This window comes from Kouleothrix sp. 19917, from assembly GCF_057073505.1.
In genome coordinates, this window is the sequence record NZ_CP097099.1 from 3,374,316 (window position 1) to 3,396,404 (window position 22,089).

Sequence of the window (22,089 nt, forward strand, 5' to 3'; positions counted from 1 at the left end):
GAACCCATGACGACCGAACCCGCCGAGACCTTTCTGACGCGCATCCTCGACCACAAGCGCACCGAGGTCGCCCGCCAGTCCGCCAAAATCCCGCTGGCGCAGCTCCAGTCGCTCGCCGCCGATGCGCCCGCGCCGCGCCCGCTCGACGCCGCGCTGCGCCAGCCCGACCGCGTGGCGCTGATTGCCGAGGTCAAAAAAGCCTCGCCCTCCAAAGGCGTGCTGATCGAAAACTTCGACCCGCTCGTGCTGGCGCGCACCTACGCCGAAAATGGCGCGGCGGCCATTTCGGTGCTCACCGACCAGCGCTTTTTCCAGGGCAGCCTGAAGTACCTCGAAGGCATTCGCGCGCACCTGGGCGAGCAACTGCCGGTGCCGCTGCTGCGCAAAGACTTCATTATCGACCCCTACCAGGTGCACGAAGCGCGCGCCTATGGTGCCGACGCGCTGCTGCTGATCGTCGCTGCGCTCGACGATGCACACATGGCCGAGCTGCTGGCGCTAACGCATTCGCTTGGCATGCAGGCGCTGGTGGAAGTGCACGACGAGGCCGAGCTTGAGCGCGCGCTGGCGGTTGGCGCGCAGATCGTGGGCGTGAACAACCGCGACCTGCACAGCTTCGTCACTTCGCTTGACACCACCCGCCGCGTGGCGGAGCGCCTGCCCGCCGAATCGCGCCCGGTGCTGGTGAGCGAAAGTGGCATTTTCACGCCCGCACACGTTGCGCAGGTGCGCGCCTGGGGCGCCGACGCCATTCTGGTTGGCGAGGCCCTGGTACGCTCGCCCGACATTGGCGCGCAGGTGCGCGAGCTGGCCCGCATCGCCCGCTGAGGCAGCTAGAAATTTAACCACGAAGACACGAAGGCGCGAAGATCATTTTGATTCTTGGTGCCTTCGTGTCTTCATGGTTCTCGGTTCTCGGTTCTCGGTTCTGGTTTTCTTTTCCTCCCCGCGCCCGACCCCAGGCGTGACTTTCGGCACCCTCCCGATTAGCCCCTTTGTGACTAGCCGCCGCGCCCCGGCTGGCGTATCCTCATGGCAAGAAAACGACGCGCGGCCATCCGCGCAGGGAGGGTATATGAACAGCGAAGCAATCATCGACGTTGAAAATCTGGTGGTGCAGTACGGCGCGCAGCGCGCCGTCGACGGGCTGAGCCTGAGCGTGCGGCGCGGCGAGATTTTCGGCTTGCTGGGGCCAAATGGCGCGGGCAAAACCAGCACGCTCGCCACCATCGAGGGCCTGCGCCGTCCCGATACGGGCAGCGTGCGCGTGGCCGGGCACGACATGGCCCGCGACGGCGCGGCGGCCAAACAGCTGCTGGGCGTGCAGCTGCAGAAAGCCGCGATGTTCCCCGAGCTGCGCGTGGCCGAGCTGATCGAGCTGTACGCCGCGCTCTACAACATCTTTCCCAGCCGCGCCCAGATCGCGCAACTGCTTGAGCAGTTTGGCCTGCGCCAAAAGGCCAAAGCGCGCGCCGAGCAGCTTTCGGGCGGGCAGCAGCAGCGCCTTTCCCTCGCGCTGGCGCTCGTCAACGACCCGCAGATCGTCCTGCTCGATGAGCCAAGCACCGGCCTCGACCCGCAGGCGCGGCGCGTGGTGTGGGCGCTGGTTCGCCGCATGAAGGCCGCCGGCCGCACGGTGCTGCTCACAACCCACTCGATGGAAGAAGCGCAGGAGCTGGCCGACCGCATTGGCATTGTGGAAAGCGGGCGGCTGGTGGCGCTTGGCACGCCCGCCGAGCTCATCCGCCAGTTCGCCCCGCCGCTCGCGCCCGCCGAAGCTGCGCGCCGCCAGCCCAACCTCGAAGACGTCTTTCTGGCGCTGACTGGCCGCGACCTGGGCGAGCACAGCGCCGCCGACGCAATGGACGAAGAAGCCGCCTGGCTGGCGCGCATGGCAGCCTGACGCGCTGTGTGCAGGTCTGAGAGAGATTCCCCTGAGACACACTGAGCCGTTATAGCAGAAAAGGAAACTGAGATGTCACGCCAAACACTCGCGATGGCCCTGGCCTTTGTCGGCATTCTGTTTTTTCTGGCAATGGCATTCAATATCATGCCCGCCAACTACGCCACCTTTGGCGGCATTGCCTTCTGCATGGCCTCGGGCCTGACGTGGGCCTTCTATCGCCAGCGCCAGTAGCGCCCGAACGAAAGCGAGCAATTTCCCGATGAAACGCTTCCTGATACTCACCAAAGCCAATATGCTGATGAACATGCGCAACCGCACTACGCTGTTCTGGAATTTCGCCTTCCCAATCGGCCTGATCGTGCTCTATGGCGTGATCTGGCCCGACGCGATTAGCTGGCTAGCTGCTGGAATCGTCGTGCTGAACCTGATGTCGAGCGGCATGCTTGGCGACGCCACGCGCCTGACCGACCTGCGCGAGCGCGGGGTGCTGCGCCGCGTGCGCGCCACGCCGCTGCCCGCCGCCCACCTGATAGCGTCGTATGTGGCGGCGCGGCTGGTATTATTGCTGGCGCAAAGCGCGGCAATTATCGGCACGGCGGCGCTGCTGTATGGCGCGCATTTTTCGTGGGGCGGGCTGGCGAGCGCGCTGCCGCTGGCGGTTGTTGGCGGGCTGGTGTTCCTGCTGCTTGGCCAGGCAATCGCGACTGTCGCGCCCAGCACCTCGGCGGCAGCCGCCATCGGCCAGGCGATCTACTTCCCGCTGATGTTCGTGAGCAACCTGTTTATCCCGCTGGAACAACTGCCGGCCTGGCTGGGCAACACCACGCGCTGGACACCCGCCGCCATGCTGGTGGATATGCTGCGCCCGGCATTGCTGCCGGTGCCTGCCGCGCAGCCCGCCGCGATCAACGCGATTGGGCTGGCGTGCTACGGCCTGCTGGCGCTGGTGCTGGCGGCGCGTTTGTTCCGCTGGGAGCCGCGTGCATACTAGAGAATCATCCGCAGATTACGCAGATTGTATTTCTCTCAAGAAAGCTCTATTCTAGAGCATAGTGCATATGAGTTGAGCCACAGAGAACACAGAAAGCACAGAGTTCGAGAGCAATCTGACGTTTTGTGACTCAATTGATCTGAAATCCGCGGTAGAGGTCATACTTTCCAATTAAGGGCGCCAGGAAATGGCACTACTAGGGCAGCAAGGCACCAGCCGATTCAGGAAGCAATACAATCTTGGTGCCTTGGTGTCTTGGTGGTTATGTGAACGGCAAATCTGCTGCACACGGATAAACGTTATGACAATTTCAGCGCCACGCTGGCTCGGCCCATTCAATACTTTCTGGCGCATTGTGGTGGCGGTGTCGCTGCTGCTCGGCGCGCAGGACGCCGTGGGGCAGGACGCCACGCTGCTGCGGAGCTGGCGCGGCGCGCTGATGCTGGCGCTGATACTTGCCTTTGCCGCCGCCTACATCTGGTTCGACCGTAACGAAACGCGGCAGCAGGAGCGCTGGCCGGTGCCCTACCGCACCGTACTGCTGTACCTGATCGTCCAGCTTGCGATTGTGGGCGGCCTGCTGCACTTTAGCAGCAGCTTTTTCGGGCCGCTGCTTTCGCTGCTCGGGCATGTGTTTGGCGCGCTGCCAATGCGCCGCTGGTTGTTCCCGGCCGGGGCGATCGTTGCGCTGCTGGCCGCGCCGATTGGCATCTACGATGCGATTGCAGAAAACGACTGGGGCTCGGTGTTCGGCTTTGTCTTCTCGCTCGCCATTCTCATCGCTCTGGCAGCATTTGTGGGCCTGATGTTTGGCGAGCACTACCGGCGCGAGGCGCTGATTGCCGAATTGCGCCGCGCCAAAGACGACCTGGAGCGCTATGCCACGCAGGCCGAAGAGCTGGCCGCGCTGCGCGAGCGCACCCGCCTGGCCCGCGACATGCACGACAGCCTGGGCCACGCGCTGGTGCTGGTGAATGTCAAGCTCGAAGCCGCGCAGCGCCTGTATGCCCGCGACGCGGCGCGCGGCGACGCGGAATTGCAGGCCACGCGCGCGCTGGTGCGCGAAACCATGGGCGAGTTGCGGCGCTCGCTGGCCGATTTGCGCGCGCCGCTGCCCGACCACCAGAACCTGCCAGCGGCGCTGGAGCGCCTGGCCGAAGAACTGCGCGCCCGCACGTCGATTGCGGTCACGGCCAGCGCGCCCGAAACGCTTGCGCCAATCCCGCCGCCCGCCGCCGAGGCGCTCTGGCGTGTGGCGCGCGAGGCGCTAGCCAACGCCGAGCGCCACGCTGGCGCGGGCACGGTCGCAATTGACCTGGGGTGCGCAAACGGCACACTGGTGCTGCGTGTGGCCGACGACGGCGCGGGCATTGCGCCCGGCGCACTGCACAAGCCCGGCCACTACGGTATTCTCGGCATGCGCGAGCGGGTGGAAGCGCTGGGTGGCGCGCTGCATGTCGGCCCGCGCCCCGGCAGCGGCACCGTCGTCGAGGCGCGCGTGCCGGTGGGTGAGGAGGGATGAGTTCGCAGGTTGCAGGTTTGAATGTTGAGTGTTGAATGTTGAGTGTTGAGTGTTGAGTGTTGAGTTTTGAGGTGATGGTTCCAATCGTAAATCGTCAATCGTAAATCCAAAATCTCTGCGCCCTTTGCGCTCTTTGCGGTTCATTTCCCGTTACTCATTTGTCGTTCGTCATCAGAAGGAAACATCATGACCCAGGCAAACCCGCCCATTCGCGTGCTGATCGCCGAAGACCAGACCCTGATGCGCCAGGGCTTGCGCACGATTCTGGAGCTTGAAGACGGCTTTGGGGTGGTGGGCGAGGCCGCCGATGGGCAGGAAGCCTGCGAGCGCGCGCTGGCGCTGCGGCCCGATATTGTGCTCATGGACGTGCAGATGCCGCGCACCAACGGCGTCGCCGCCACGGCTCAGATCGTTGCGCAGCTGCCCGCCACCCGCGTGATCATCCTGACGACCTTCGACTACGACGAGTATGTGTTCGACGGCATCAAGGCCGGGGCGCGCGGCTACCTGCTGAAAGACACGCCCGCCGACGAGCTGCTGGCCGCGATTCGCAAGGTGCACGCCGGCGAAAGCATCATCCAGCCCAGCGTCGCCACCCGCCTGATCGCTGAGTTCACGCGCCGCAACGCGCCCGCCGCGCCCGAGTACGAGCCGCTCAGCGAGCGCGAAGTCGACGTGCTGCGCCTGCTGGCCGACGGCCTGAGCAACCGCGAGATCGCGGCGCGGCTGGTGCTGGCCGAAGGCACCGTCAAAAACCATGTCTCGACCATCCTCGACAAGCTCCACGCCGCCAACCGCACTCAGGCCGCGCGCGTCGCCCGCGAGCAGGGATTGATCTAACGAGTAAGAACCGAGCAGTTAGCAGGTAGCGGTCGGCAGTTAGCAGTTGGCAATGATCTGCAAACCTGCAACATTCAAACCTTCAAACCCGCAACCCTCATAACCGCACTTCCTAACCCCGCCGCCCAACCAGGAAAACAAGGGACCATAGTACAATGCCGCGCGCGCGAACGGGCGCAAAAGGGTATGCTATACTGTGCCGGCGTAGAAACCGCCGTATTGCGCATTGGGAGCAACTGTGGCAAGCAAAATTCGTCCCGACGACTGGGAGCGCCTGTTCACCCCGAACGCGCCGCGCCGGGGAGGCCCCCTGCGAACCCTGATCAATATTGTGCTGGCCGTGGTGGTGCTGGCGCTGCTTGGCGCTGGCGGCGTGTGGGCAAACGGCTTCCGCGAGCAGCGCGCCGCCCAGGCGATTGCAACCGCAACTTCGGCCGCAGCCACGGCCATTCCGCAGCGCACCGCCGCCGCGCAGGCCGAGCTGAATGCCACCGCCACGCTGGTGGCTGCGCGCGCCGCCACTGCCGAAGCGCAGGCCAAGCCGCCGCTGCTTACCGCCAGCGTTTCAAGCGGGGGCAACGTGCGCGAGCAGCCCGTCAGCGGCCAGCCAGTCGATCTGGTGCAGTCGGGCGAAACGGTGCAGCTACTGGGGAAGACGCAGGACGCAAGCTGGTTCCGCGTCACCTACACGCGCGACGGCAAAACAATCACTGGCTGGATCAGCCGCTCGCTGCTCACAATCGACCCGAATGTTGAGAGCCAGGTGCCCTGATAGAGTTAGCTGGGCATTCGCTTCTGGCTGCTGAGACGAAGGACGAAGGGCGAATGACCAAACTGGTTTCGTCATTCGTCATTCGTCATTCGTCTTTGGCCATTCCTGGCAACGAATTCCCGAAGAGCTGCGCAATTTTCAACCAAAGCCTGGGCATCAGAGCGAAGTATTTCCCAATTGACGGCGCGGCAGCGAGGCGGTACACTAACGCGAGTAGCACGATTTCACCAAACGCCACACGCCACTGCGCGCGGCTCACGCCCGCCGCCGAAGGAGGAGCATGATCCAGCGAGACGTTTCCCGATGGTCGCAGCTGAGCGCCGCTGCCGTCCACCTTTATACAGCCAGCGGGGCCGTGCTGGCCTTTCTGATGGTGCTGGCTGCCATTCAAGGCAATGCCGTTCAGGCGCTCTGGATCAGCTTTCTGACTCTGGTTGTCGATGGGACCGACGGCATGCTTGCGCGGCGCTTCCGCGTCAGCGAAACCTTGCCCTGGTTCGATGGCCGCAAGCTCGACGATATTGTCGATTACCTCACCTACGTGTTCGCGCCGATCCTCCTGATCTGGCAGCTGGGCTTGTTGCCGGCTGGCGTGGGCGGGGTGGTGATGGCGGCGCTGCCGCTGCTGGCTTCCAGCTACCAGTTCTGCCGCGTCGACGCCAAAACCGACGACCATTTCTTTCTGGGCTTCCCAAGCTACTGGAACGTGATCGCCTTCTACGCGATTGTGCTGAACCTCGCGCCCGCAACGGTCGGCGCGGTGCTGATCTTCTGGTCGATTATGGTGTTTGTGCCGATCCGCTACCTCTACCCAACGCGCACAGTCGCCTTCCGCTCCACCACGCTGACACTCAGCGCATTGTGGCTGGTGAGCTTTGTGGTCATTCTTGCCCAGATGCCCACGCCCAACATGCTGCTGGTGAATTTCTCGCTGCTGTATATGGTCTACTACGTCATTCTGAGCTTATACATGACCTACCGCACCATGCGGGGCCAGAAGATCTAGAGCGCTATGGCCGACACGCCCCACGATCCATTCCTGCCGTCGTCGAACCCCGAGGTGGCGCTGCTACAGCACGAGCTGAGCGAGGCCTACAAGACGATCAAGGCACTTTCGCGCCAGCTGGATAAGGAAGAGCACCGCCACGCCGAAACGGTGCGCGCCCACAAAAAAACGCTCGACAACCTGGCCGAAGCCGGGCGCGAGCGCAGCGCGCTTGAGCATGACCGCGCACTGTGGCAGGCGCGCGCCGAGGCCGAGGACGTGGTGATGCCCTTCACGATTGGCGGGCTGACGATTGATATGACCACGGCCGAAGTGCAGGCCATCCGCAAGGCGATGGAGCGGCTCTACCCCAGCGGCGCAAACTCCGGCGACGCCGCGCGCTTGCAAGCGTGGAACTCCGCGCTCGACCCGCTCGAAGACGAGGCGAAGTAGCGGCGGGAGGGGATGGAGGATGGGAGATAGGGGATGGAGGTTTCCTTTCGCCCCGCATCTTCTGTTATTCCAAGCACCAGGTTTGATCCACAGGTAAGCGATTAGAAAGCCAAATCCAATCTGCGTAATCTGCGTAATCTGTGGATGAATTCGGCCCTACCCGCCCACGTGCTTGATCTTGTAGCCCATTGCCGCCAGCGCCGCCGCCACGCGCTCGCGATGGTCGCCCTGAATCTCCAGCTCGCCGTCCTTGAACGTCCCGCCCGCGCCACACTGCTGCTTCAGCTTCTTCAGCAGCGCCTCGAACGTGGCCGGGTCGTGCTGCAAGCCACCCACCACCGTCACCGTTTTGCCGCGCCGGCGCTTGCTGTCGCGCCAGATCCGCGCGGTTTGCTGCGCGGCCGAGGGGTATGCCGGCGTGGGCGCGGAAGTTGCTGCTTCTGGCTCAGGCTCGGTGCTGTATACCAGGCGTGAATTATTTGGTTTTCGGTTCATGGCTGCGCCCATTCTGCTAAACCGCATCAGGTTTTGAAAAACCTAGTATACTATGCCGATACTCAAAAGACCAACGAGGGACGCGCAATGACTCGCAACAGTGGTATTCTGCTGCACCCAACCTCGCTGCCGGGGCGCTGGGGGGTTGGCGACCTGGGCGCCGCAGCCTACACCTTTGTCGATTTTCTGGCCGGCTCGGGCCAGCAGCTCTGGCAGGTGATGCCGCTCGGCCCAACCGGCTACGGCGACTCGCCCTACCAGGGCTTTTCAGCCTTTGCTGGCAACCCACTGCTGATCAGCCTGGATCGCCTGCTCGACGAAGGGCTGCTCGACGCGGGCAGCCTGGCCAGCGCGCCCGAATTTCCCGATCAAAGCGTGGATTTCGGCGCGGTGATCCCCTGGAAGCTCGACGTGCTGCATCAGTCGTTCGAGCATTACAAGCAGCACGCACCGCAGGAATTGCGCGACGAATTTGCCGGTTTCCGCACCGAGCAGCGCACCTGGCTGGCCGATTACGCGCTGTTTGCCGCGATCAAGGGCGCGCACGGCGGCGCATCGTGGAATAGCTGGGAGCCGGCGCTGGCCCGCCACGAAGCCCACGCCATCGACGAGCAGGGCAGCCGCCTGAGCCACGAAACCGAATTCCACGCCTACATGCAGTGGCAGTTTTTCCGCCAGTGGCGCGCGCTGAAGGCCTACGCCAACAGTCGCGGCATTCAGATCATTGGCGACATCCCGATCTTCGTGGCCTTCGACAGCGCCGATGTGTGGGCGAATCGCGAAGTGTTCGAGATCGACGAGGCCGGCAACCCGACGGCGGTGGCCGGCGTGCCGCCCGACTACTTCAGTTCAACCGGACAGCTCTGGGGCAACCCGCTGTACCGCTGGGGTGCGCTTGAGCAGCGCGGCTACCGCTGGTGGGTCGAGCGCTTTCGCACGACGCTCACGCTGGTTGATATTGCGCGCATCGACCACTTTCGCGGCTTTGCGGCCTACTGGGCCGTGCCCGCCGGCGAGCCAACTGCGATCAATGGCACATGGGTGCGCGGCCCTGGCACGGCGCTGTTCGAGGCGGTGCGCGCGGCGCTGGGCAGCCTGCCAATCATCGCCGAAGATTTGGGCGTGATCACGCCCGATGTCGAGGCGCTGCGCGATGAGCTTGGCTTTCCCGGCATGAAGGTGCTGCAGTTCGCGTTTGGCGGCGACCCCGACGACCAGTACCTGCCGCACAACTACCCGGTGCGCTGCGTGGTCTACACCGGCACGCACGACAACGACACCACCACGGGCTGGTGGCACACGCTCGGTGACCACGAGCGCCGCAATGTGCAGCTCTACCTCGGTCGCGATGGCAGCGATGTCAGCTGGGATTTCATTCGGCTGGCTTTTGCCTCGGTGGCGGAAACCGCGCTGGTGCCGATGCAGGATGTGTTCGGGCTGGGCAGCGAAGGGCGCATGAACACACCCGGCCGCGCTGCCGGCAACTGGGACTGGCGCTACACCGCCGACATGCTCACCTACGAGCTGGCCGAGCGCCTGGGCACACTGACGCGCATCTATGGCCGCTCCCGGCCCGCCGCGACTGAGTAGTTCGCAAAAAGCGCCAAGAACGTTTACCACCAAGACACCAAGACACCAAGGGTTTAAGATTCTTGGTGCCTTGGTGTCTTGGTGGTTATTTACACGGCCCTATCCCACCAGCCGCATGTAGTGCGCCCAGTAGCCCTGGTAGGCGCCATAGTGCGCCGCAAGCTCGCGCAGCCTGCGCTCGGGCACGGGCTGGCCGGCGTTGTAGTGCTTGGCAACCGAGGCCGCGAGCTTCTTCTCGTCGGGCGGCAGCAGCTCGGCACGCCCCAGCCCGCGCAGCAGAATGAAACCCGCCGACCAGCGCCCAACCCCGTTGATGCCGCGCAGCCACGCTTCCACTTCAGCGACAGGCGCGCTGCGCAGCCAGCCCTCGTCGGCCGCCGCAAAGGCGCGCGCAACATCCTGCACATACTCGGCGCGACGCATGCTTGGCAGCATGTCGTACAGCTCGCCGGGGTCGGCGGCGGCGATGGTTTCGGCAGTGGGGAAGACCGGGTAGGTGTTTCCTGCCACCTCCAGCGTTGCGCCATAGCGCTCGACCAGCCGCGACTTGAGATTGCGCGCAATCGCCATGGTGTTGCGCTGCGTCAGAATCGCCCAGGCCGCGTTTTCAAAGGGCGTGATGAACTTAACCTGGTGGTAGCCCCACAGCGCGCGCACAATCGGCGCGAATATTTCGTCGGCCTCGGCAAGCGCGTAAAACGGGCGCAGGTCGTCGTTCAGGCTCAGGAAAAAGCTGGCGCGATCTTCGGCGGCGCGCTGCGTGGCGGGCGCAATCGGCTGCTCGGCAAATAAGGTGTAGGCCAATTCGGGTGCGTCGGGGCTGCCCTGCGCCGCCAGCGTAAACGCAACCGGCTGCGTGCCGATCATCACCGCGCGCGTCAGGCTGCGCTCGGCAATGCGCTGGTCGCCCATCATTGGCCCAAAGCCGTTGATAAAATTGAGCGACTTGAGGAAATCAAAGGGTGGCGTGGCCGCCAGCGTGCCGGTGAGCGTATATGGCATGGATGCTCCATCTCTTTCAAACTGTTTGGAACTTTACCACCAAGACACCAAGGCACCAAGCTTCATGGCTCACTGATGCCTTTCGTACATTCCCCTTTGAGCAAAACTTCCCGTAAACATACAATTCTTCTTCTATGGTACACGCCCCGGGTGACAGCTCTATGTCAGCAGCGGCACAAGATTGTTATGCGTTTTTCGTAAAGAAAGCGTCAAAATCGGCTGAAATGCCAAAAACGACAAGACCTCGTGGGCATTTTGCGAGGGTTCGTCTGCTATACTGCCCCTAATCACAATTCAAGGCGGGCTTCTTGCTGAACATTCCAGGCAAGGGCCACGGCCAATGCGCCTCTACTCCGCACTCCCAAGCATTCACATACTGTCGCGCTCGGCCGCATATGAGCCTGGGCGTGTTTTGTCTGTCGGCAAGATCGGGCCTTGCCAGCACAGACGCAGCGCCACAATTGCAGCACAGTATCTGCCAAATTCGGCGGTAAAGGGTATTATGGAAAGGAGAGCGCAATGCTCACGGATGGACGGATCAGTCCCTGGAAACTGGCGGTTTGCTTTTTAGGTTTGGCCTATGGCGTATTACTTGGTATGAAGCTGCCCGACGCCGGCCTGGTGCTTACGGCTGCAATTGTTGTCATTAGCGCGGCGCTTTGGTATGTTGCCAATCGCGGCTACTCGCTCTGGCTGGTCATGCCGGTGCTTACCGGCCTGGTTATTCTGATCACCAGCGCGGTGGCATTGTACGGCGGCTACCCGCCCAGCAGCTTTGTTCCCGTCACCCGCAGCGACGTCGAGCTGTGGCTGGCGCTGCTGATTGGGCTTGGCTTTATCGCCTGGGGTGTCTACGAAACCCAGCACATGGCTGTGATTTAAGGCCAATACCTTTCACATAGCCACAAAGACTCAAAGACTCCAAGATTTTATAGCATCATATGCTCTTCGTGCCTTCGAGTCTTCGTGGCAATCGTTCTTGGCCGCCTTATCTGAAACATAGTAGATTTAAGGCCGTCTCAGTGCGGCACCGCCACTTCTTCGCCGCGCTCGGCGGCTGTGTAGATCGCGTGAATGACTCGGCTGGCGCGCAGCGCCGCCGCCCCCGGCACCGGCACGGGCGCGCCAGCCAGCACCGCCGCCGCAAAATCGTCGAAAGCAAGCTGGCGCGCATCGGCGCTGGCGTCGCCGCCCTGCTCGCGCCATGCCCCCTCGGCGCGCGTACAGATCGCCAGTGGATCGCGGCCCCACGGCGAGGGCAGCACGATCTGCCCCTCGCGGCCATAGATGCGGTTGACCCAGCGCGCATCCGGGCCGTTCCCGCCCGGCAGGCTCGCCAGCGCCTCGATGCTGCCAAGCGCGCCATTCGTGCAGCGCAACAGCGCCAGCGCATGATCTTCCACATCGCCGGGGCTGGCAACGCTGCTGAGCGCCAAGCCCTGTGCCTGCACCACACGCAGTTCGGTGATCCACAGCAGCGCATCCAGGTCGTGAATAATGTTCATGATCAGCACGCCGCCGCCAGCCGTGGCGCGCTGCTGCCGCCAGTCGCTTGTGGCGCGCCCCGAGTAGCCGCCGCTCCAGTAGCTGGCCGGTTTGTCGCCACGGTAGCACAGGCGGAAGCCAGTGATCGCGCCGATTGCGCCAGATTGCACCAGCGCGCGTGCGGCCCGGTAGGCCGGCGCATAGCGCACCACAAAGGGCACGCCGCAGGCAACACCCGCGCGCTCGCACGCCGCAAGAATCGCCTCGGTTTCGGCTGGCGCGATGCCGGCTGGTTTTTCGATGAAGACATGCTTCCCTGCCGCTGCCGCCTGCTCGGCCACGGAGCGGTGCAGATAGTGCGGCGTGCAGATATACACCGCCTGCACCTGCGGGTCGTCCAGCAGCGCATCCAGCGTGGCGGCGGGTGTGCCGCCCGAGCGCGCCGCCAGGTCGGCCGCCAGCGCCGCGTTCACATCGTACACGCGCGCAATGCGAGCATGCTGGCCGGCATGCACGCCCGCCGCCGAGGCCACCGCGATCTCGCCCGCGCCCACAAACCCAAAGCCTAGCCGCGATTCCATAGTGTTCGCTCCTGTGCTAGCTCATTTTTCTGGAAAGTAAATTTCCTTGTACTCAGCTTCCAGGAAGCTCAGGCCAGTTTTGCTTCAACCTGATACTCAGAGGAGCTTTCAGGAAGCTTGGCTCGTTGTATAAAAGAACTTTCTTTCCAGAGTACTCATTCCCCGCGTCTGCGCGGCGATCATAGCAGATCTTGCGGCGCGCATGTTCCCGACAGCTCATAGCAATACGCTCAACTTGCCATCTTTGCTTGCGCTTTGTTGCAAATATGGCACGCACGCTGCGCGCAGGAATATGCTACACTCGCCGCACTGTATCGATTGCTGCAAAGAGCATCAGCTATGAAGATCGGTTTTGCGCAACACAACCCCTACTTCGCCTACTGGCTGCTGCTTGAGCAGGCCGCCACCGCCCGAGCCGCCGAGCTTGGCGCAACTCTGATCGTCGAGCCGGCCTTCAGCGCGGCCGAGCAGGGCGCGGCAATCGACGGCTTTGTCGAGCAGCGTGTGGATGCGCTGATTGTTGGCGCAATTGATTCTCACGCGCTTGCGCCCGCCGCTAATCGCGCGCTGGCCGCCGGCATTCCCGTCATCGCCGCCGACACCGAAATCCTGGGCTGCCCAATCACCGCGACCATTCGCTCGGATAATGTGGCCGGGGCGACGCTGGCGGCCAGCTTTCTGGCCGAGCGCATCGGCGGGCAGGGCGCGGTCGCCCATCTCCGGGGCACGGCCTCGGCGCACAGCGCCACCCTGCGCGCAGAAGGCTTTCAGGCCGGCATTATGCACCATCCGGGCATGCATGTCGCCTACGAGGGCGAGGGCAACTGGTTGTTTGAGGACGGCGTGCGCCTTGCGCGCGAAGCGCTGGCGCGTGTGCCCGACCTGCGGGCGCTGTTTGCTGCCTGCGACCCAATGGCGCTGGGCGCGGCAGCGGCGATTGCCGAGGCTGGCCGCGCCGGCTCGATTGTGATCGCTGGCTTCGATGCGCTGCCCGAAACATTGCGCGCCATTCACACCGGCACCGTCGACGCAACCGTGCGCCAGTTCCCGGCCGAAATCGGGCGCGGCGCGCTGGAGCTGGCGGTGCAGGCCGCGCGGGGCCAGCCAGTCGAGCCGCTCACGCTGGTGCGCGTCGATCTGCTCACCGCCGGCACGCTTGCCGATGCCACGCTCGATCTGCTGGAGCTTTTCCCGGCCATGTTGCGCAACGTCGTCGATGGCCGCACCGCCCTGGCGCGCGAACGCAGCCTGCTGCGCTCGGTGATCGACGCCGTGCCCGACACGCACCTGTTTGTGAAAGACCGCGCCAGCCGCTTTCTGATCACCAACGCGCCGCACCTGCAAACGCTGGGTATGAAACGCCTCGACGATGTCGTGGGCAAGACCGACCGCGAGCTGGCGCCCGGCGCGCTGGCCGAGCAATATTTCGCCGACGAGCAGGCGCTGATGGAGTCGGGTGTGCCGCTGCACGACCGCGTCGAGCCGGTGATTGCCCAGCCAAGCGGCGAGCGGCGCTGGTACCTGACCAGCAAGGTGCCGCTGCGCGACGCCAGCGGCGCAGTGACGGGCCATGTCGGCATCAGCCGCAACATCACAGCGATGAAGCAGGCCGAAGAAGAGCGCGAGCGCCTGCAGGCCGAGGTCATTCGCATGCAGGAAAACATGCTGCGCGAGCTTTCCACGCCGCTCATCCCGATCAGCGACGACGTGCTGGTGATGCCACTGATCGGCACGCTCAGCGAGCAGCGCGCCCAGCAGATCCTCGAAACCCTGCTGGAAGGCATTACCGCTGCGGGCGCGGCAACCGTCATTCTCGACATCACGGGCGTGCCGCTGGTGGACACGCAGGTTGCGAATGCGCTCATCCGCGCGGCGCAGGCGGTGAAGCTGGTGGGCGCGCAGGTCGTGCTCACGGGCATCCGCCCCGAGGTGGCGCAGACGATGGTGGGCCTGGGCGTGGATTTCCGCACTATTGTCACCACCAGCACGCTTCAGAGCGGCGTGGCCTACGCGCTGCGCGGGCGATAGCAACGTGGGGATGGGGTTTAGGGGTTGGGGGTTGGGGGTTGGCGATTGCAAACCAACGCGCATCCTGAGTAGCGCGTAGCGCGTATCGAAGGGTGTGAGTAGGAAATGAGCGTTTGAGAACGAATAACCACGAAGGCACGAAGACACGGAGAGGGTGAAGAATCTATAAATCTTTGTGTCTTCGTGGTTCAAGCAAATAAACTCTTTTGACGAAGAATGCGCCCAGGTGGAAAACCGCCTGGGCATTTGCATGGCATCCGCCAATCACGCTTGACAGACGGCGGCTTCTCTTTTATATTTTATAAAATATCAAACCTCAGAGAAAAAGGTGGGTGTCGCATGCCCCAGCAGATGGCAGGAATGGTTGCGCTGGTTACGGGGGCCGCGCATGGCATTGGGCGGGCGATTGCCGAGCGCTATGGCGCGGAAGGCGCGCAGGTGGTGGTCAACGATGTCGACGCAGCCGGCGCAGAAGCCGTGGCCGCCGCAATTGTCGCGGCTGGCGGCACGGCGCTGGCCCACGCCGCCGACGTTTCCGACGATGCGGCGGTGGCCGGGCTGTTCGAGGCAATGCTGGCGCGCTTTGGCACGATCGACGTGCTGCTCAACAACGCCGGCCTGACGAACACCGAGCGTCACTTTCTTGAAGCCGACCTCGCGTGGTGGGATCGCATCATTGCGGTGAACCTGCGCAGCGTGTTTTTGTGCAGCCACCGCGCCGCGCAGATCATGGCGCGCAAGGGCAAGGGCGCGATCATCAACATGTCCAGCGGGGCGGCCACGCGCGCGCACCGCGGCAACGTCGCCTACGACGCATCCAAGGGCGGCATCGAGGCCATGACGCGCGCGATGGCGCTGGACCTGGGGCCGTATGGCGTGCGCGTGAACGCGCTGGTGCCCGGCTCGATCGACAGCAAAGGGCTGAGCGACGAGGTCAAGCGCGCGCGTGGCGAGAACTTCCCGCTGGCGCGCATGGGCGAGGCCAGCGAGATGGCCGGCCCGGCGGTGTTCCTCGCCAGCCCCGATGCCAGCTACATCACCGGCCACTGCCTGGTGGTCGATGGCGGCCTGCTGGCGCAGCAGCGCTCGGCCACCGTCGACATCTTCCCGCTGAGCAAATTCCCCAAACTCGGGGAGTGACGAACGACCCTTCGACAAGCTCAGGGCAGGCGAACGACGAAATAATTCACCACAGAGACACAGAGGGCACAGAGGGTTGGAAGGTTTGCAGGTTTACAGGTTTGAACGTTGCATGTTGCGGGTGTGAAGGTTACAAGGTAACAGGTTGCAGGTTATTGCGAAGATGCTCACCTTCACCCTTTCACCCCCTCACCCTGTCATCTTGTCACCCATTCACCCACTGCAAACTGCCTACTGCCTCCTGGCTCCTGAATACTGACTGCTGAACAGGAAACGCATGCCATCACGAAGCTATCGCGTCGGCGTGGATATTGGCGGCACCTTCACCGACCTGATTGTGGTCGAGGAAGGCACCGGCGCGTTTGCGGTGGGCAAGGTGCTCACCACGCCCGACGACCCCTCGCAGGCGATTGAGGCCGTGCTGGCCGAGGCGCTGGAGCGCGCCGGCATCGCGCCATCCGAAATCGCCCAGATCGTCCACGGCACCACGCTCGTCACCAACGCTATGATCGAGCGCAAGGGCGCGCGCACTGCGCTGCTGGCGACCGAGGGCTTCCGCGACTCGGTGGAGATTGGGCGCGAAAACCGCTACGACCTCTACGACCTGATGCTGGAAAACCCGCGCCCGCTGGTGCCGCGCTTTCTGCGCTTCGACGTGCCCGAGCGCACCCTGGCCGACGGCAGCATCCTGCGCGCGCTGGACGAACCTTATGTCGAGCGGCTGGCCCGCGAGCTGGCGGCATCCGGCGTGGAGGCGGTGGCGATTGCGTTTCTGCACAGCTTCACCAACCCCACGCACGAACAGGCCGCCCGCGCCGCCGTGGGCCGCGCCGCGCCGGGCATGCGCGTGTCGATCTCGTCGGACGTCGTGCCCGAAATCCGCGAGTTCGAGCGCACTTCCACCACCATCGCAAATGTCTATGTGCAGGCGCGCGTCGAGCGCTACCTGCGCGAGCTGGAAGCGCGGCTTGGGCGCATGGATGTGGGCGGCAAGCTCTTTCTGATGCTGTCCTCGGGCGGCATCGCCACGGTCGACACGGCGGTGCGCTACCCGGTGCGCCTGCTTGAGTCGGGCCCGGCGGCAGGGGCACTGGCCGCAACCGCCTACGGGCAGGCTGCCGGCCACCCCAACGTGCTCTCGTTCGACATGGGCGGCACCACCGCCAAAATCTGCGTGATCGACGCGGGCCGCCCGCTGATCGCGCACGAATTCGAAGTCGACCGCATGTACCGCTTCAAGAAGGGATCGGGCCTGCCAATCACCATTCCCGTGATCGAAATGATTGAGATCGGCACGGGCGGCGGCTCGATCGCGCGCGTCGATGCGCTGGGCCTGCTGAAAGTTGGCCCCGACTCGGCTGGCTCGGTGCCGGGGCCGGTGTGCTATGGGCGCGGCGGCAGCGAGCCAACCGTCACCGACGCCGACCTTGTGCTGGGCTACCTCGACCCGGGCTACTTCCTGGGCGGGCGCATGGCGCTGGATGTGGGCGGGGCACGGCGGGCGATCGAGGCGCGCATCGCCGGCCCGCTGGGCATTTCGGCTGAAGAAGCAGCGTGGGGCATTCACCAGATCGCCAACGAGCAGATGGCCAACGCCGCGCGCGTGCATGCGCTGGAGCGCGGCAAAGACCCGCACCGCTTCCCGGTATTCGCGTTTGGCGGGGCCGGGCCGGTGCATGCCTACCGCATTGCGCGGGCGCTCGGCGCTCCCGCCCTGCTGGCCCCGCTCGGCGCGGGCGTGATGAGCACAGTCGGCTTTCTTTCCGCGCCGCTGGCCTTTGATTTTGTGCGCTCGTGGCGCGGCCAGCTTGGCGCGCTCGACTGGGCGCACGCCAACGCGCTGCTGAGCGAAATGGAAAGCGAAGGCACGGCGTTGCTCGAAGAATCGGGCGTGCCGGCCGGCGCGGTGCGCTACCGCCGCGAAGCCGACATGCGCTACATCGGGCAGGGCCACCAGATCCGCGTGCCGCTGCCCGATGGCGCGCTGGGCGACGCGCAGGTGCCCGCGCTCCAGGCCGCCTTCGAGGCCGTGTATCGCGAGCTGTACGAGCGACTTGGCCCGCCCGTGCCGGTGGAAATCATGAACTGGCGCGTGACGGCGGCCGGCCCCGAGCCCGACCTGCAGCTAGCCGTGCGCGCCGACAATGCCAGCGCCAACGCCGCCGACGCCGTCAAGGGCGCGCGGCCGGCCTACTTCCCCGAGGCGGGCGGCTTCACCGACACGCCAATCTACGACCGCTACCGCCTCGCGCCGGGCGCGCACTTCGCCGGCCCCGCCATCGTCGAAGAGCGCGAATCGACCGTGATCGTCGGGCCGGGCGCGCAGTGCCGCATCGACGCGCAATGGAACCTCGTGATCGCTCTGTGATGGCGCAGCGCATGCATTGTAAGGGCGAAGCATTGCGTTCCGAGCACTGCAGTGCTCGGAACGCAATGCTTCGCCCGAACGAGGATAAACAATGAGCACGAATCTCGACCCGATCACCCTCGAAGTGCTGTGGAATCGCCTGCTCTCGGTCGCAAACGAGCAGCAGGTCGCGCTGATGCGCACCGCCTTCAGCACAATCGTCCGCGAGTCGCAGGATCTCGCGTGCGGCGTGTTCGACACGCGCGGCCAGATGATCGCGCAGTCGCTCACTGGCACGCCCGGCCACATCAACCCCATGGCCACCGGCGCAAAGCACCTGCTGGCGGCCTACCCGCCCGCCACGCTGCGCCCCGGCGACGTGCTGATCACCAACGACCCCTGGCTCACCGCCGGGCAGATTAACGACTTCACCGTGATGACGCCGGTGTTTCGTGGCGACACCATCGTGGGCTACTTCGCCAACTGCTGCCACTCCGCCGACATTGGCGGGCGCGTGCTTTCGGCCGAGGCGCACGAGGTGTTTGAAGAAGGCTTGCGCGTGCCGATCACCAAGCTCTTCGACCAGGGCGAGCCAAACCACGAGCTGCTGAAAATCATTCGCGCCAACGTGCGCACGCCCGACGAAACCGTAGGCGATCTGTACGCCCAGGCCTCGTGCAACGCGGTTGGCGCGCGCAGCCTGGTGCAGATGATGGAAGAATTTGGGCTCGACAGCATCGACCCGCTGGCCGACGCGGTGATTGCGCGCTCGGAAGCCGCCATGCGCGAGGCGATTCGCGCGCTGCCCAACGGCCGCCACGAGCACGAGGTCTGGAGCGATGGCTTTGAGGAGCCGATCAAGATCAAGGTCGCGGTGACGATTGCCGACGAAGACATCTATATCGACTTTGCCGGCTCGTCGCCGCAGAGCCGGCGCGGCATCAACGTGGTGATGAACTACACCCACGGCTATGCCTCCTTCGCCATGAAGGCCGCGATCAGCCCCGAGGTACCGCACAACGAAGGCGCGTTTCGCCCGGTGCATGTGAGCGCGCCCGAAGGCTCGATCCTGAACTGCCGCCAGCCGGCCGCCGTGGCGTCGCGCCACCTGATCGGCCATTTCCTGCCCGGCGCGATCTTTGGCGCGCTCGCGCCGGTGTTGCCAGCGCAGCTGCTGGCCGGCGGCGCCGACCCGGGCTGGATGAGCATCTGGCGCGGCGCGTGGCCCGGCACCGAGAATCCGTTCATGCTCACGGTCTTTCAGCTGGGCGGCATGGGCGCGCGCGCTGTGAAGGACGGCCTGAACACTACTGGTTTCCCCAGCGGCGTGGCGGGCGTGCCCGCCGAGGTGATCGAAACGCTTGCGCCGCTCGTTCAGCACCGCCGCGAGTTGCGCACCGACTCGGGCGGCGCGGGGCGGCAGCGCGGCGGGCTGGGGCAGGCCACCGAGCTGAGTTTTCGCGGCGAAGGGCGCTGGAGCGTTTCGGCCATGATCGACCGCACGCGCTTCGCGGCGCAGGGCTTCGATGGCGGGCAGCCGGGAGCGCCTGGCGGTTTCTACGCCGACGATAGCGGGCCGCTTGCGCCTAAAACCGTGGTCTGGTTCGCGCCCGAGAGCCGCGCGCACCTCGATCCGCCCGGCGGCGGCGGCTATGGCCGCGCATTCGAGCGCGACCCGGCACGCGTGCTTGACGACGTAGTTAATGGGTATGTCTCCGTCGAGGCCGCCGCGCGCGAGTATGGCGTGGCGGTGCGCTACATTGGCGCGGCCGGGCAGCTTGTGCGCCTGCCCGAGCACTACCAGATCGACTGGGATGCGACCCACGCGCTGCGCGGAACATCAGGGCAGTAGAACGGCAGTCGGCAGTCGGCAGTCGGCAGTCGGCAGTAGGCAGCCGGCAGTAGGCAGCCGGCAGTCGGCAGTCGGCAGTCGGCAGACGGCAGACGGCAGTCGGCAGTCGGTAGTCGGTAGTCGGCAGTCGGCAGTCGGTAGTCGGTAGTCGGCAGTCGGCAGTTGGCAGTCGGCAGTAGAACGGCAGTAGGCAGTTGGCAGCAGGCAGTAGGCAGTTGGCAGTAGGCAGTCGGCAGTCGGCAGTTGGCAGTCGGCAGTCGGCTGCGAACAGACGTATGCAATACGCCCCGGCGGGCAGTAACCTGCAACTTGCAAACCTGCAACCCGAAAACCTCCGTGCCTCTGTGGTAAAAAATTCGCAACGTCTATGAGGGGATGTATGTCTCTCAGCTCCCGCACCGGCGCGCACGTGCTCGTCGACCAACTGCTGCTCAACGGTGTCGATTCGATCTTTTGCGTGCCGGGCGAAAGCTACCTGCCCGTGCTCGACGCCCTGTACGAACCCGCGCAGGCCGGCCGTGTGCAGCTTGTCAGCGCCCGCCACGAGGGCGGCGCGTCCTTCATGGCCGAGGCTTATGGCAAGCTGACAGGCCGGCCCGGCATCTGCTTTGCCACGCGCGGGCCGGGCGCGAGCAACGCCGCTATTGGCGTGCATACCGCCTTCCACGACTCGACGCCCATGATTTTGTTTATCGGGCAGGTGGCGCGTGGATTCAGCGAGCGCGAGGCGTTTCAGGAGATCGACTTCCGCCGCATGTTTGGGCCGATCAGCAAGTGGGCCACGCAGATCGACGACCCGGCGCGCATTCCCGAGCTGCTGGCGCGCGCCTTTGCGCTGGCAATGTCGGGTCGCCCCGGCCCGGTCGTGATTGCCCTGCCCGAAGACATGCTCGACGAAATGACAACTGCCGCCGACGCCGCGCCCGCCCGGCGCGTGCAGGCCCACCCCGGCGCGGCGCACATGGCCGAGCTGCGCGAACGGCTCGCGGCGGCCGAGCGCCCGCTCGTGCTGGTGGGCGGCGGCGACTGGAGCGCGGGCGCAGCCGACGACATCCGCGCCTTTGTGCAGGCGAACCGCCTGCCGGTGGTGGCCTCGTTTCGCGCGCAGGACATTGTCGCGAATGCCATGCCCGAGTACGTGGGCGCGCTGGGCGTGGGCGCAAACCCGCAGCTGCAAGGGCGGCTCGCGCGCGCCGATGTGCTGCTGGCCGTGGGCGACCGCCTGAGCGAAATGATCACCGACGACTACAAGCTGCTGCGCGTGCCGCTGCCCGAGCAAACCCTCATCCACGTCTTCCCCGAGCAATCCGAGCTGGGGCGCGTCTTTCAGCCGCAGCTTGCGATTGCGGCGGGCATGGCCGAGTTCGCTGCCGCCGCGCGCGCGCTGCCACCCGCCGATGGGGCGCGCTGGGTCGCGTGGGCCGCCGAGGCCCGCGCCGAATACGAGGCATATCTCCAGCACGGCCCCATGCCCGGCGCGCTCGACCTCGGGGAGGTATTTGCGTTCCTGCGTCAGCGCCTGCCGCCCGACGCGATCATCACGAACGGTGCTGGCAACTACACCGCGTGGTGCCACCGCTTTCTTCAATTCCAAACCTACCGCAGCCAGGTCGCGCCGATCAATGGCACGATGGGCTATGGCGTGCCGGCAGCGGTCGCGGCCAAGCTGGCACAGCCGGGGCGCACGGTGGTGGCGTTTGCCGGCGATGGCTGCTTTCTGATGAACGGGCAGGAGCTGGCGACCGCCGTGCAGTATGGGCTGAACATCATTGTGATCGTCATCAACAATGGCATCTACGGCACGATCCGCATGCACCAGGAGCAGCGCTTCCCGGCGCGCACACTCGGCACCACGCTTACAAACCCCGATTTCGCGGCTTATGCGCGGGCGTTTGGCGCGCATGGCGCGGTGGTCGAGCGCACCGAGGAGTTCGCGCCCGCGTTCGAGGCGGCGCTGGCGGCGGGTCGGCCCGCGCTGCTGGAGCTGCGCATCGACCCCGAGGCGATTTCGCCGCGCACGACGCTGAGCGCCTTGCGGGGATGAGTGAGTTGCAGGTTCGAAGGTTTGCAGGTTGCAAGTTGTAGGCAGTTTTGAGTGTT

The 22,089-nt window shown here is 65.0% G+C and carries 19 protein-coding genes; 16 read left to right on the forward strand and 3 right to left on the reverse strand.

Annotated elements, in window-relative coordinates:
• Nucleotides 1–6 precede the first annotated feature (6 nt).
• From trpC to M1P90_RS13745, 9 genes are all read left to right on the forward strand, one after another.
• Complete coding sequence (gene trpC, locus M1P90_RS13705; RefSeq protein ID WP_483703218.1) at nucleotides 7–828, forward strand: indole-3-glycerol phosphate synthase TrpC; 822 nt, start codon at nucleotides 7–9, stop codon at nucleotides 826–828.
• A gap of 247 nt (nucleotides 829–1,075) precedes the next feature.
• On the forward strand, nucleotides 1,076–1,903 hold the full coding sequence (locus M1P90_RS13710; RefSeq protein ID WP_483703219.1) for an ABC transporter ATP-binding protein: 828 nt from the start codon (nucleotides 1,076–1,078) through the stop codon (nucleotides 1,901–1,903).
• 72 nt (nucleotides 1,904–1,975) lie between these two features.
• On the forward strand, nucleotides 1,976–2,137 hold the full coding sequence (locus tag M1P90_RS13715; protein WP_483703220.1) for a hypothetical protein: 162 nt from the start codon (nucleotides 1,976–1,978) through the stop codon (nucleotides 2,135–2,137).
• A gap of 28 nt (nucleotides 2,138–2,165) precedes the next feature.
• Nucleotides 2,166–2,897 (forward strand): ABC transporter permease, encoded by a 732-nt coding sequence (locus M1P90_RS13720; protein WP_483703221.1) that lies wholly within the window; start codon nucleotides 2,166–2,168, stop codon nucleotides 2,895–2,897.
• Between the two features lie 301 nt (nucleotides 2,898–3,198).
• On the forward strand, nucleotides 3,199–4,419 hold the full coding sequence (locus tag M1P90_RS13725) for a sensor histidine kinase (RefSeq protein ID WP_483703222.1): 1,221 nt from the start codon (nucleotides 3,199–3,201) through the stop codon (nucleotides 4,417–4,419).
• A gap of 186 nt (nucleotides 4,420–4,605) precedes the next feature.
• Nucleotides 4,606–5,259 carry a response regulator gene (locus M1P90_RS13730; protein ID WP_483703223.1) on the forward strand — a complete coding sequence of 218 codons (654 nt, stop codon included), beginning with the start codon at nucleotides 4,606–4,608 and terminating at the stop codon, nucleotides 5,257–5,259.
• A gap of 238 nt (nucleotides 5,260–5,497) precedes the next feature.
• A complete protein-coding gene (locus M1P90_RS13735; RefSeq protein ID WP_483703224.1) occupies nucleotides 5,498–6,031 on the forward strand; it encodes an SH3 domain-containing protein in 534 nt (177 codons plus the stop codon).
• 280 nt (nucleotides 6,032–6,311) lie between these two features.
• Entirely contained in the window at nucleotides 6,312–7,037 is a 726-nt protein-coding gene (locus tag M1P90_RS13740; RefSeq protein ID WP_483703225.1) for a CDP-alcohol phosphatidyltransferase family protein, read from the forward strand.
• Between the two features lie 6 nt (nucleotides 7,038–7,043).
• Entirely contained in the window at nucleotides 7,044–7,469 is a 426-nt protein-coding gene (locus tag M1P90_RS13745; RefSeq protein ID WP_483703226.1) for a hypothetical protein, read from the forward strand.
• A 156-nt stretch (nucleotides 7,470–7,625) separates the two neighbouring features.
• Here M1P90_RS13745 and M1P90_RS13750 read toward each other — a convergent pair whose 3' ends face one another.
• Entirely contained in the window at nucleotides 7,626–7,964 is a 339-nt protein-coding gene (locus M1P90_RS13750; RefSeq protein WP_483703227.1) for a hypothetical protein, read from the reverse strand.
• Nucleotides 7,965–8,051: 87 nt separating this feature from the next.
• Here M1P90_RS13750 and malQ point away from each other — a divergent pair, with 87 nt between their 5' ends.
• The gene (malQ, locus tag M1P90_RS13755; RefSeq protein WP_483703228.1) at nucleotides 8,052–9,554 is read left to right on the forward strand and encodes a 4-alpha-glucanotransferase; all 1,503 of its coding nucleotides are present in this window, start codon (nucleotides 8,052–8,054) and stop codon (nucleotides 9,552–9,554) included.
• 99 nt (nucleotides 9,555–9,653) lie between these two features.
• On the opposite strand, the gene M1P90_RS13760 is transcribed toward malQ, so the two are convergent.
• Nucleotides 9,654–10,556 (reverse strand): DNA-3-methyladenine glycosylase family protein, encoded by a 903-nt coding sequence (locus M1P90_RS13760; protein ID WP_483703229.1) that lies wholly within the window; start codon nucleotides 10,554–10,556, stop codon nucleotides 9,654–9,656.
• Nucleotides 10,557–11,075: 519 nt separating this feature from the next.
• Between M1P90_RS13760 and M1P90_RS13765 the strand changes: the two genes are divergently transcribed.
• On the forward strand, nucleotides 11,076–11,438 hold the full coding sequence (locus tag M1P90_RS13765) for a hypothetical protein (RefSeq protein WP_483703230.1): 363 nt from the start codon (nucleotides 11,076–11,078) through the stop codon (nucleotides 11,436–11,438).
• Nucleotides 11,439–11,575: 137 nt separating this feature from the next.
• Here the strand turns inward: M1P90_RS13765 and M1P90_RS13770 are convergent, their stop codons facing one another.
• Nucleotides 11,576–12,622 (reverse strand): Gfo/Idh/MocA family protein, encoded by a 1,047-nt coding sequence (locus M1P90_RS13770; protein ID WP_483703231.1) that lies wholly within the window; start codon nucleotides 12,620–12,622, stop codon nucleotides 11,576–11,578.
• A gap of 339 nt (nucleotides 12,623–12,961) precedes the next feature.
• Here M1P90_RS13770 and M1P90_RS13775 point away from each other — a divergent pair, with 339 nt between their 5' ends.
• The 5 genes from M1P90_RS13775 (at nucleotide 12,962) to M1P90_RS13795 (ending at nucleotide 22,033) form a co-directional block, all read left to right on the forward strand.
• Complete coding sequence (locus M1P90_RS13775) at nucleotides 12,962–14,650, forward strand: substrate-binding domain-containing protein (protein WP_483703232.1); 1,689 nt, start codon at nucleotides 12,962–12,964, stop codon at nucleotides 14,648–14,650.
• Between the two features lie 339 nt (nucleotides 14,651–14,989).
• Nucleotides 14,990–15,790, forward strand: a complete 801-nt coding sequence (locus M1P90_RS13780; protein ID WP_483703233.1) for an SDR family NAD(P)-dependent oxidoreductase — start codon at nucleotides 14,990–14,992, stop codon at nucleotides 15,788–15,790.
• A 277-nt stretch (nucleotides 15,791–16,067) separates the two neighbouring features.
• Nucleotides 16,068–18,158, forward strand: a complete 2,091-nt coding sequence (locus M1P90_RS13785) for a hydantoinase/oxoprolinase family protein (protein ID WP_483703234.1) — start codon at nucleotides 16,068–16,070, stop codon at nucleotides 18,156–18,158.
• 91 nt (nucleotides 18,159–18,249) lie between these two features.
• Nucleotides 18,250–19,989, forward strand: coding sequence for a hydantoinase B/oxoprolinase family protein (locus M1P90_RS13790; RefSeq protein WP_483703235.1), 1,740 nt, complete (start codon nucleotides 18,250–18,252; stop codon nucleotides 19,987–19,989).
• Nucleotides 19,990–20,368: 379 nt separating this feature from the next.
• Nucleotides 20,369–22,033, forward strand: coding sequence for a thiamine pyrophosphate-binding protein (locus M1P90_RS13795; protein ID WP_483703236.1), 1,665 nt, complete (start codon nucleotides 20,369–20,371; stop codon nucleotides 22,031–22,033).
• The last annotated feature ends 56 nt before the right edge of the window (nucleotides 22,034–22,089 follow it).

Bases quoted from the DNA above. Each gene is read 5' to 3' on its own strand.
- M1P90_RS13730 (WP_483703223.1), top strand. From the start codon at position 4,606: ATGACCCAGGCAAACCCGCCCATTCGCGTGCTGATCGCCGAAGACCAG.
- trpC (WP_483703218.1), top strand. From the start codon at position 7: ATGACGACCGAACCCGCCGAGACCTTTCTGACGCGCATCCTCGACCAC.
- M1P90_RS13765 (WP_483703230.1), top strand. From the start codon at position 11,076: ATGCTCACGGATGGACGGATCAGTCCCTGGAAACTGGCGGTTTGCTTT.
- M1P90_RS13795 (WP_483703236.1), top strand. From the start codon at position 20,369: ATGTCTCTCAGCTCCCGCACCGGCGCGCACGTGCTCGTCGACCAACTG.
- M1P90_RS13740 (WP_483703225.1), top strand. From the start codon at position 6,312: ATGATCCAGCGAGACGTTTCCCGATGGTCGCAGCTGAGCGCCGCTGCC.
- M1P90_RS13720 (WP_483703221.1), top strand. From the start codon at position 2,166: ATGAAACGCTTCCTGATACTCACCAAAGCCAATATGCTGATGAACATG.
- M1P90_RS13750 (WP_483703227.1), bottom strand. From the start codon at position 7,964: ATGAACCGAAAACCAAATAATTCACGCCTGGTATACAGCACCGAGCCT.
- M1P90_RS13745 (WP_483703226.1), top strand. From the start codon at position 7,044: ATGGCCGACACGCCCCACGATCCATTCCTGCCGTCGTCGAACCCCGAG.
- M1P90_RS13770 (WP_483703231.1), bottom strand. From the start codon at position 12,622: ATGGAATCGCGGCTAGGCTTTGGGTTTGTGGGCGCGGGCGAGATCGCG.
- M1P90_RS13785 (WP_483703234.1), top strand. From the start codon at position 16,068: ATGCCATCACGAAGCTATCGCGTCGGCGTGGATATTGGCGGCACCTTC.
- M1P90_RS13715 (WP_483703220.1), top strand. From the start codon at position 1,976: ATGTCACGCCAAACACTCGCGATGGCCCTGGCCTTTGTCGGCATTCTG.
- M1P90_RS13775 (WP_483703232.1), top strand. From the start codon at position 12,962: ATGAAGATCGGTTTTGCGCAACACAACCCCTACTTCGCCTACTGGCTG.
- malQ (WP_483703228.1), top strand. From the start codon at position 8,052: ATGACTCGCAACAGTGGTATTCTGCTGCACCCAACCTCGCTGCCGGGG.
- M1P90_RS13725 (WP_483703222.1), top strand. From the start codon at position 3,199: ATGACAATTTCAGCGCCACGCTGGCTCGGCCCATTCAATACTTTCTGG.
- M1P90_RS13710 (WP_483703219.1), top strand. From the start codon at position 1,076: ATGAACAGCGAAGCAATCATCGACGTTGAAAATCTGGTGGTGCAGTAC.
- M1P90_RS13780 (WP_483703233.1), top strand. From the start codon at position 14,990: ATGCCCCAGCAGATGGCAGGAATGGTTGCGCTGGTTACGGGGGCCGCG.
- M1P90_RS13760 (WP_483703229.1), bottom strand. From the start codon at position 10,556: ATGCCATATACGCTCACCGGCACGCTGGCGGCCACGCCACCCTTTGAT.
- M1P90_RS13790 (WP_483703235.1), top strand. From the start codon at position 18,250: ATGAGCACGAATCTCGACCCGATCACCCTCGAAGTGCTGTGGAATCGC.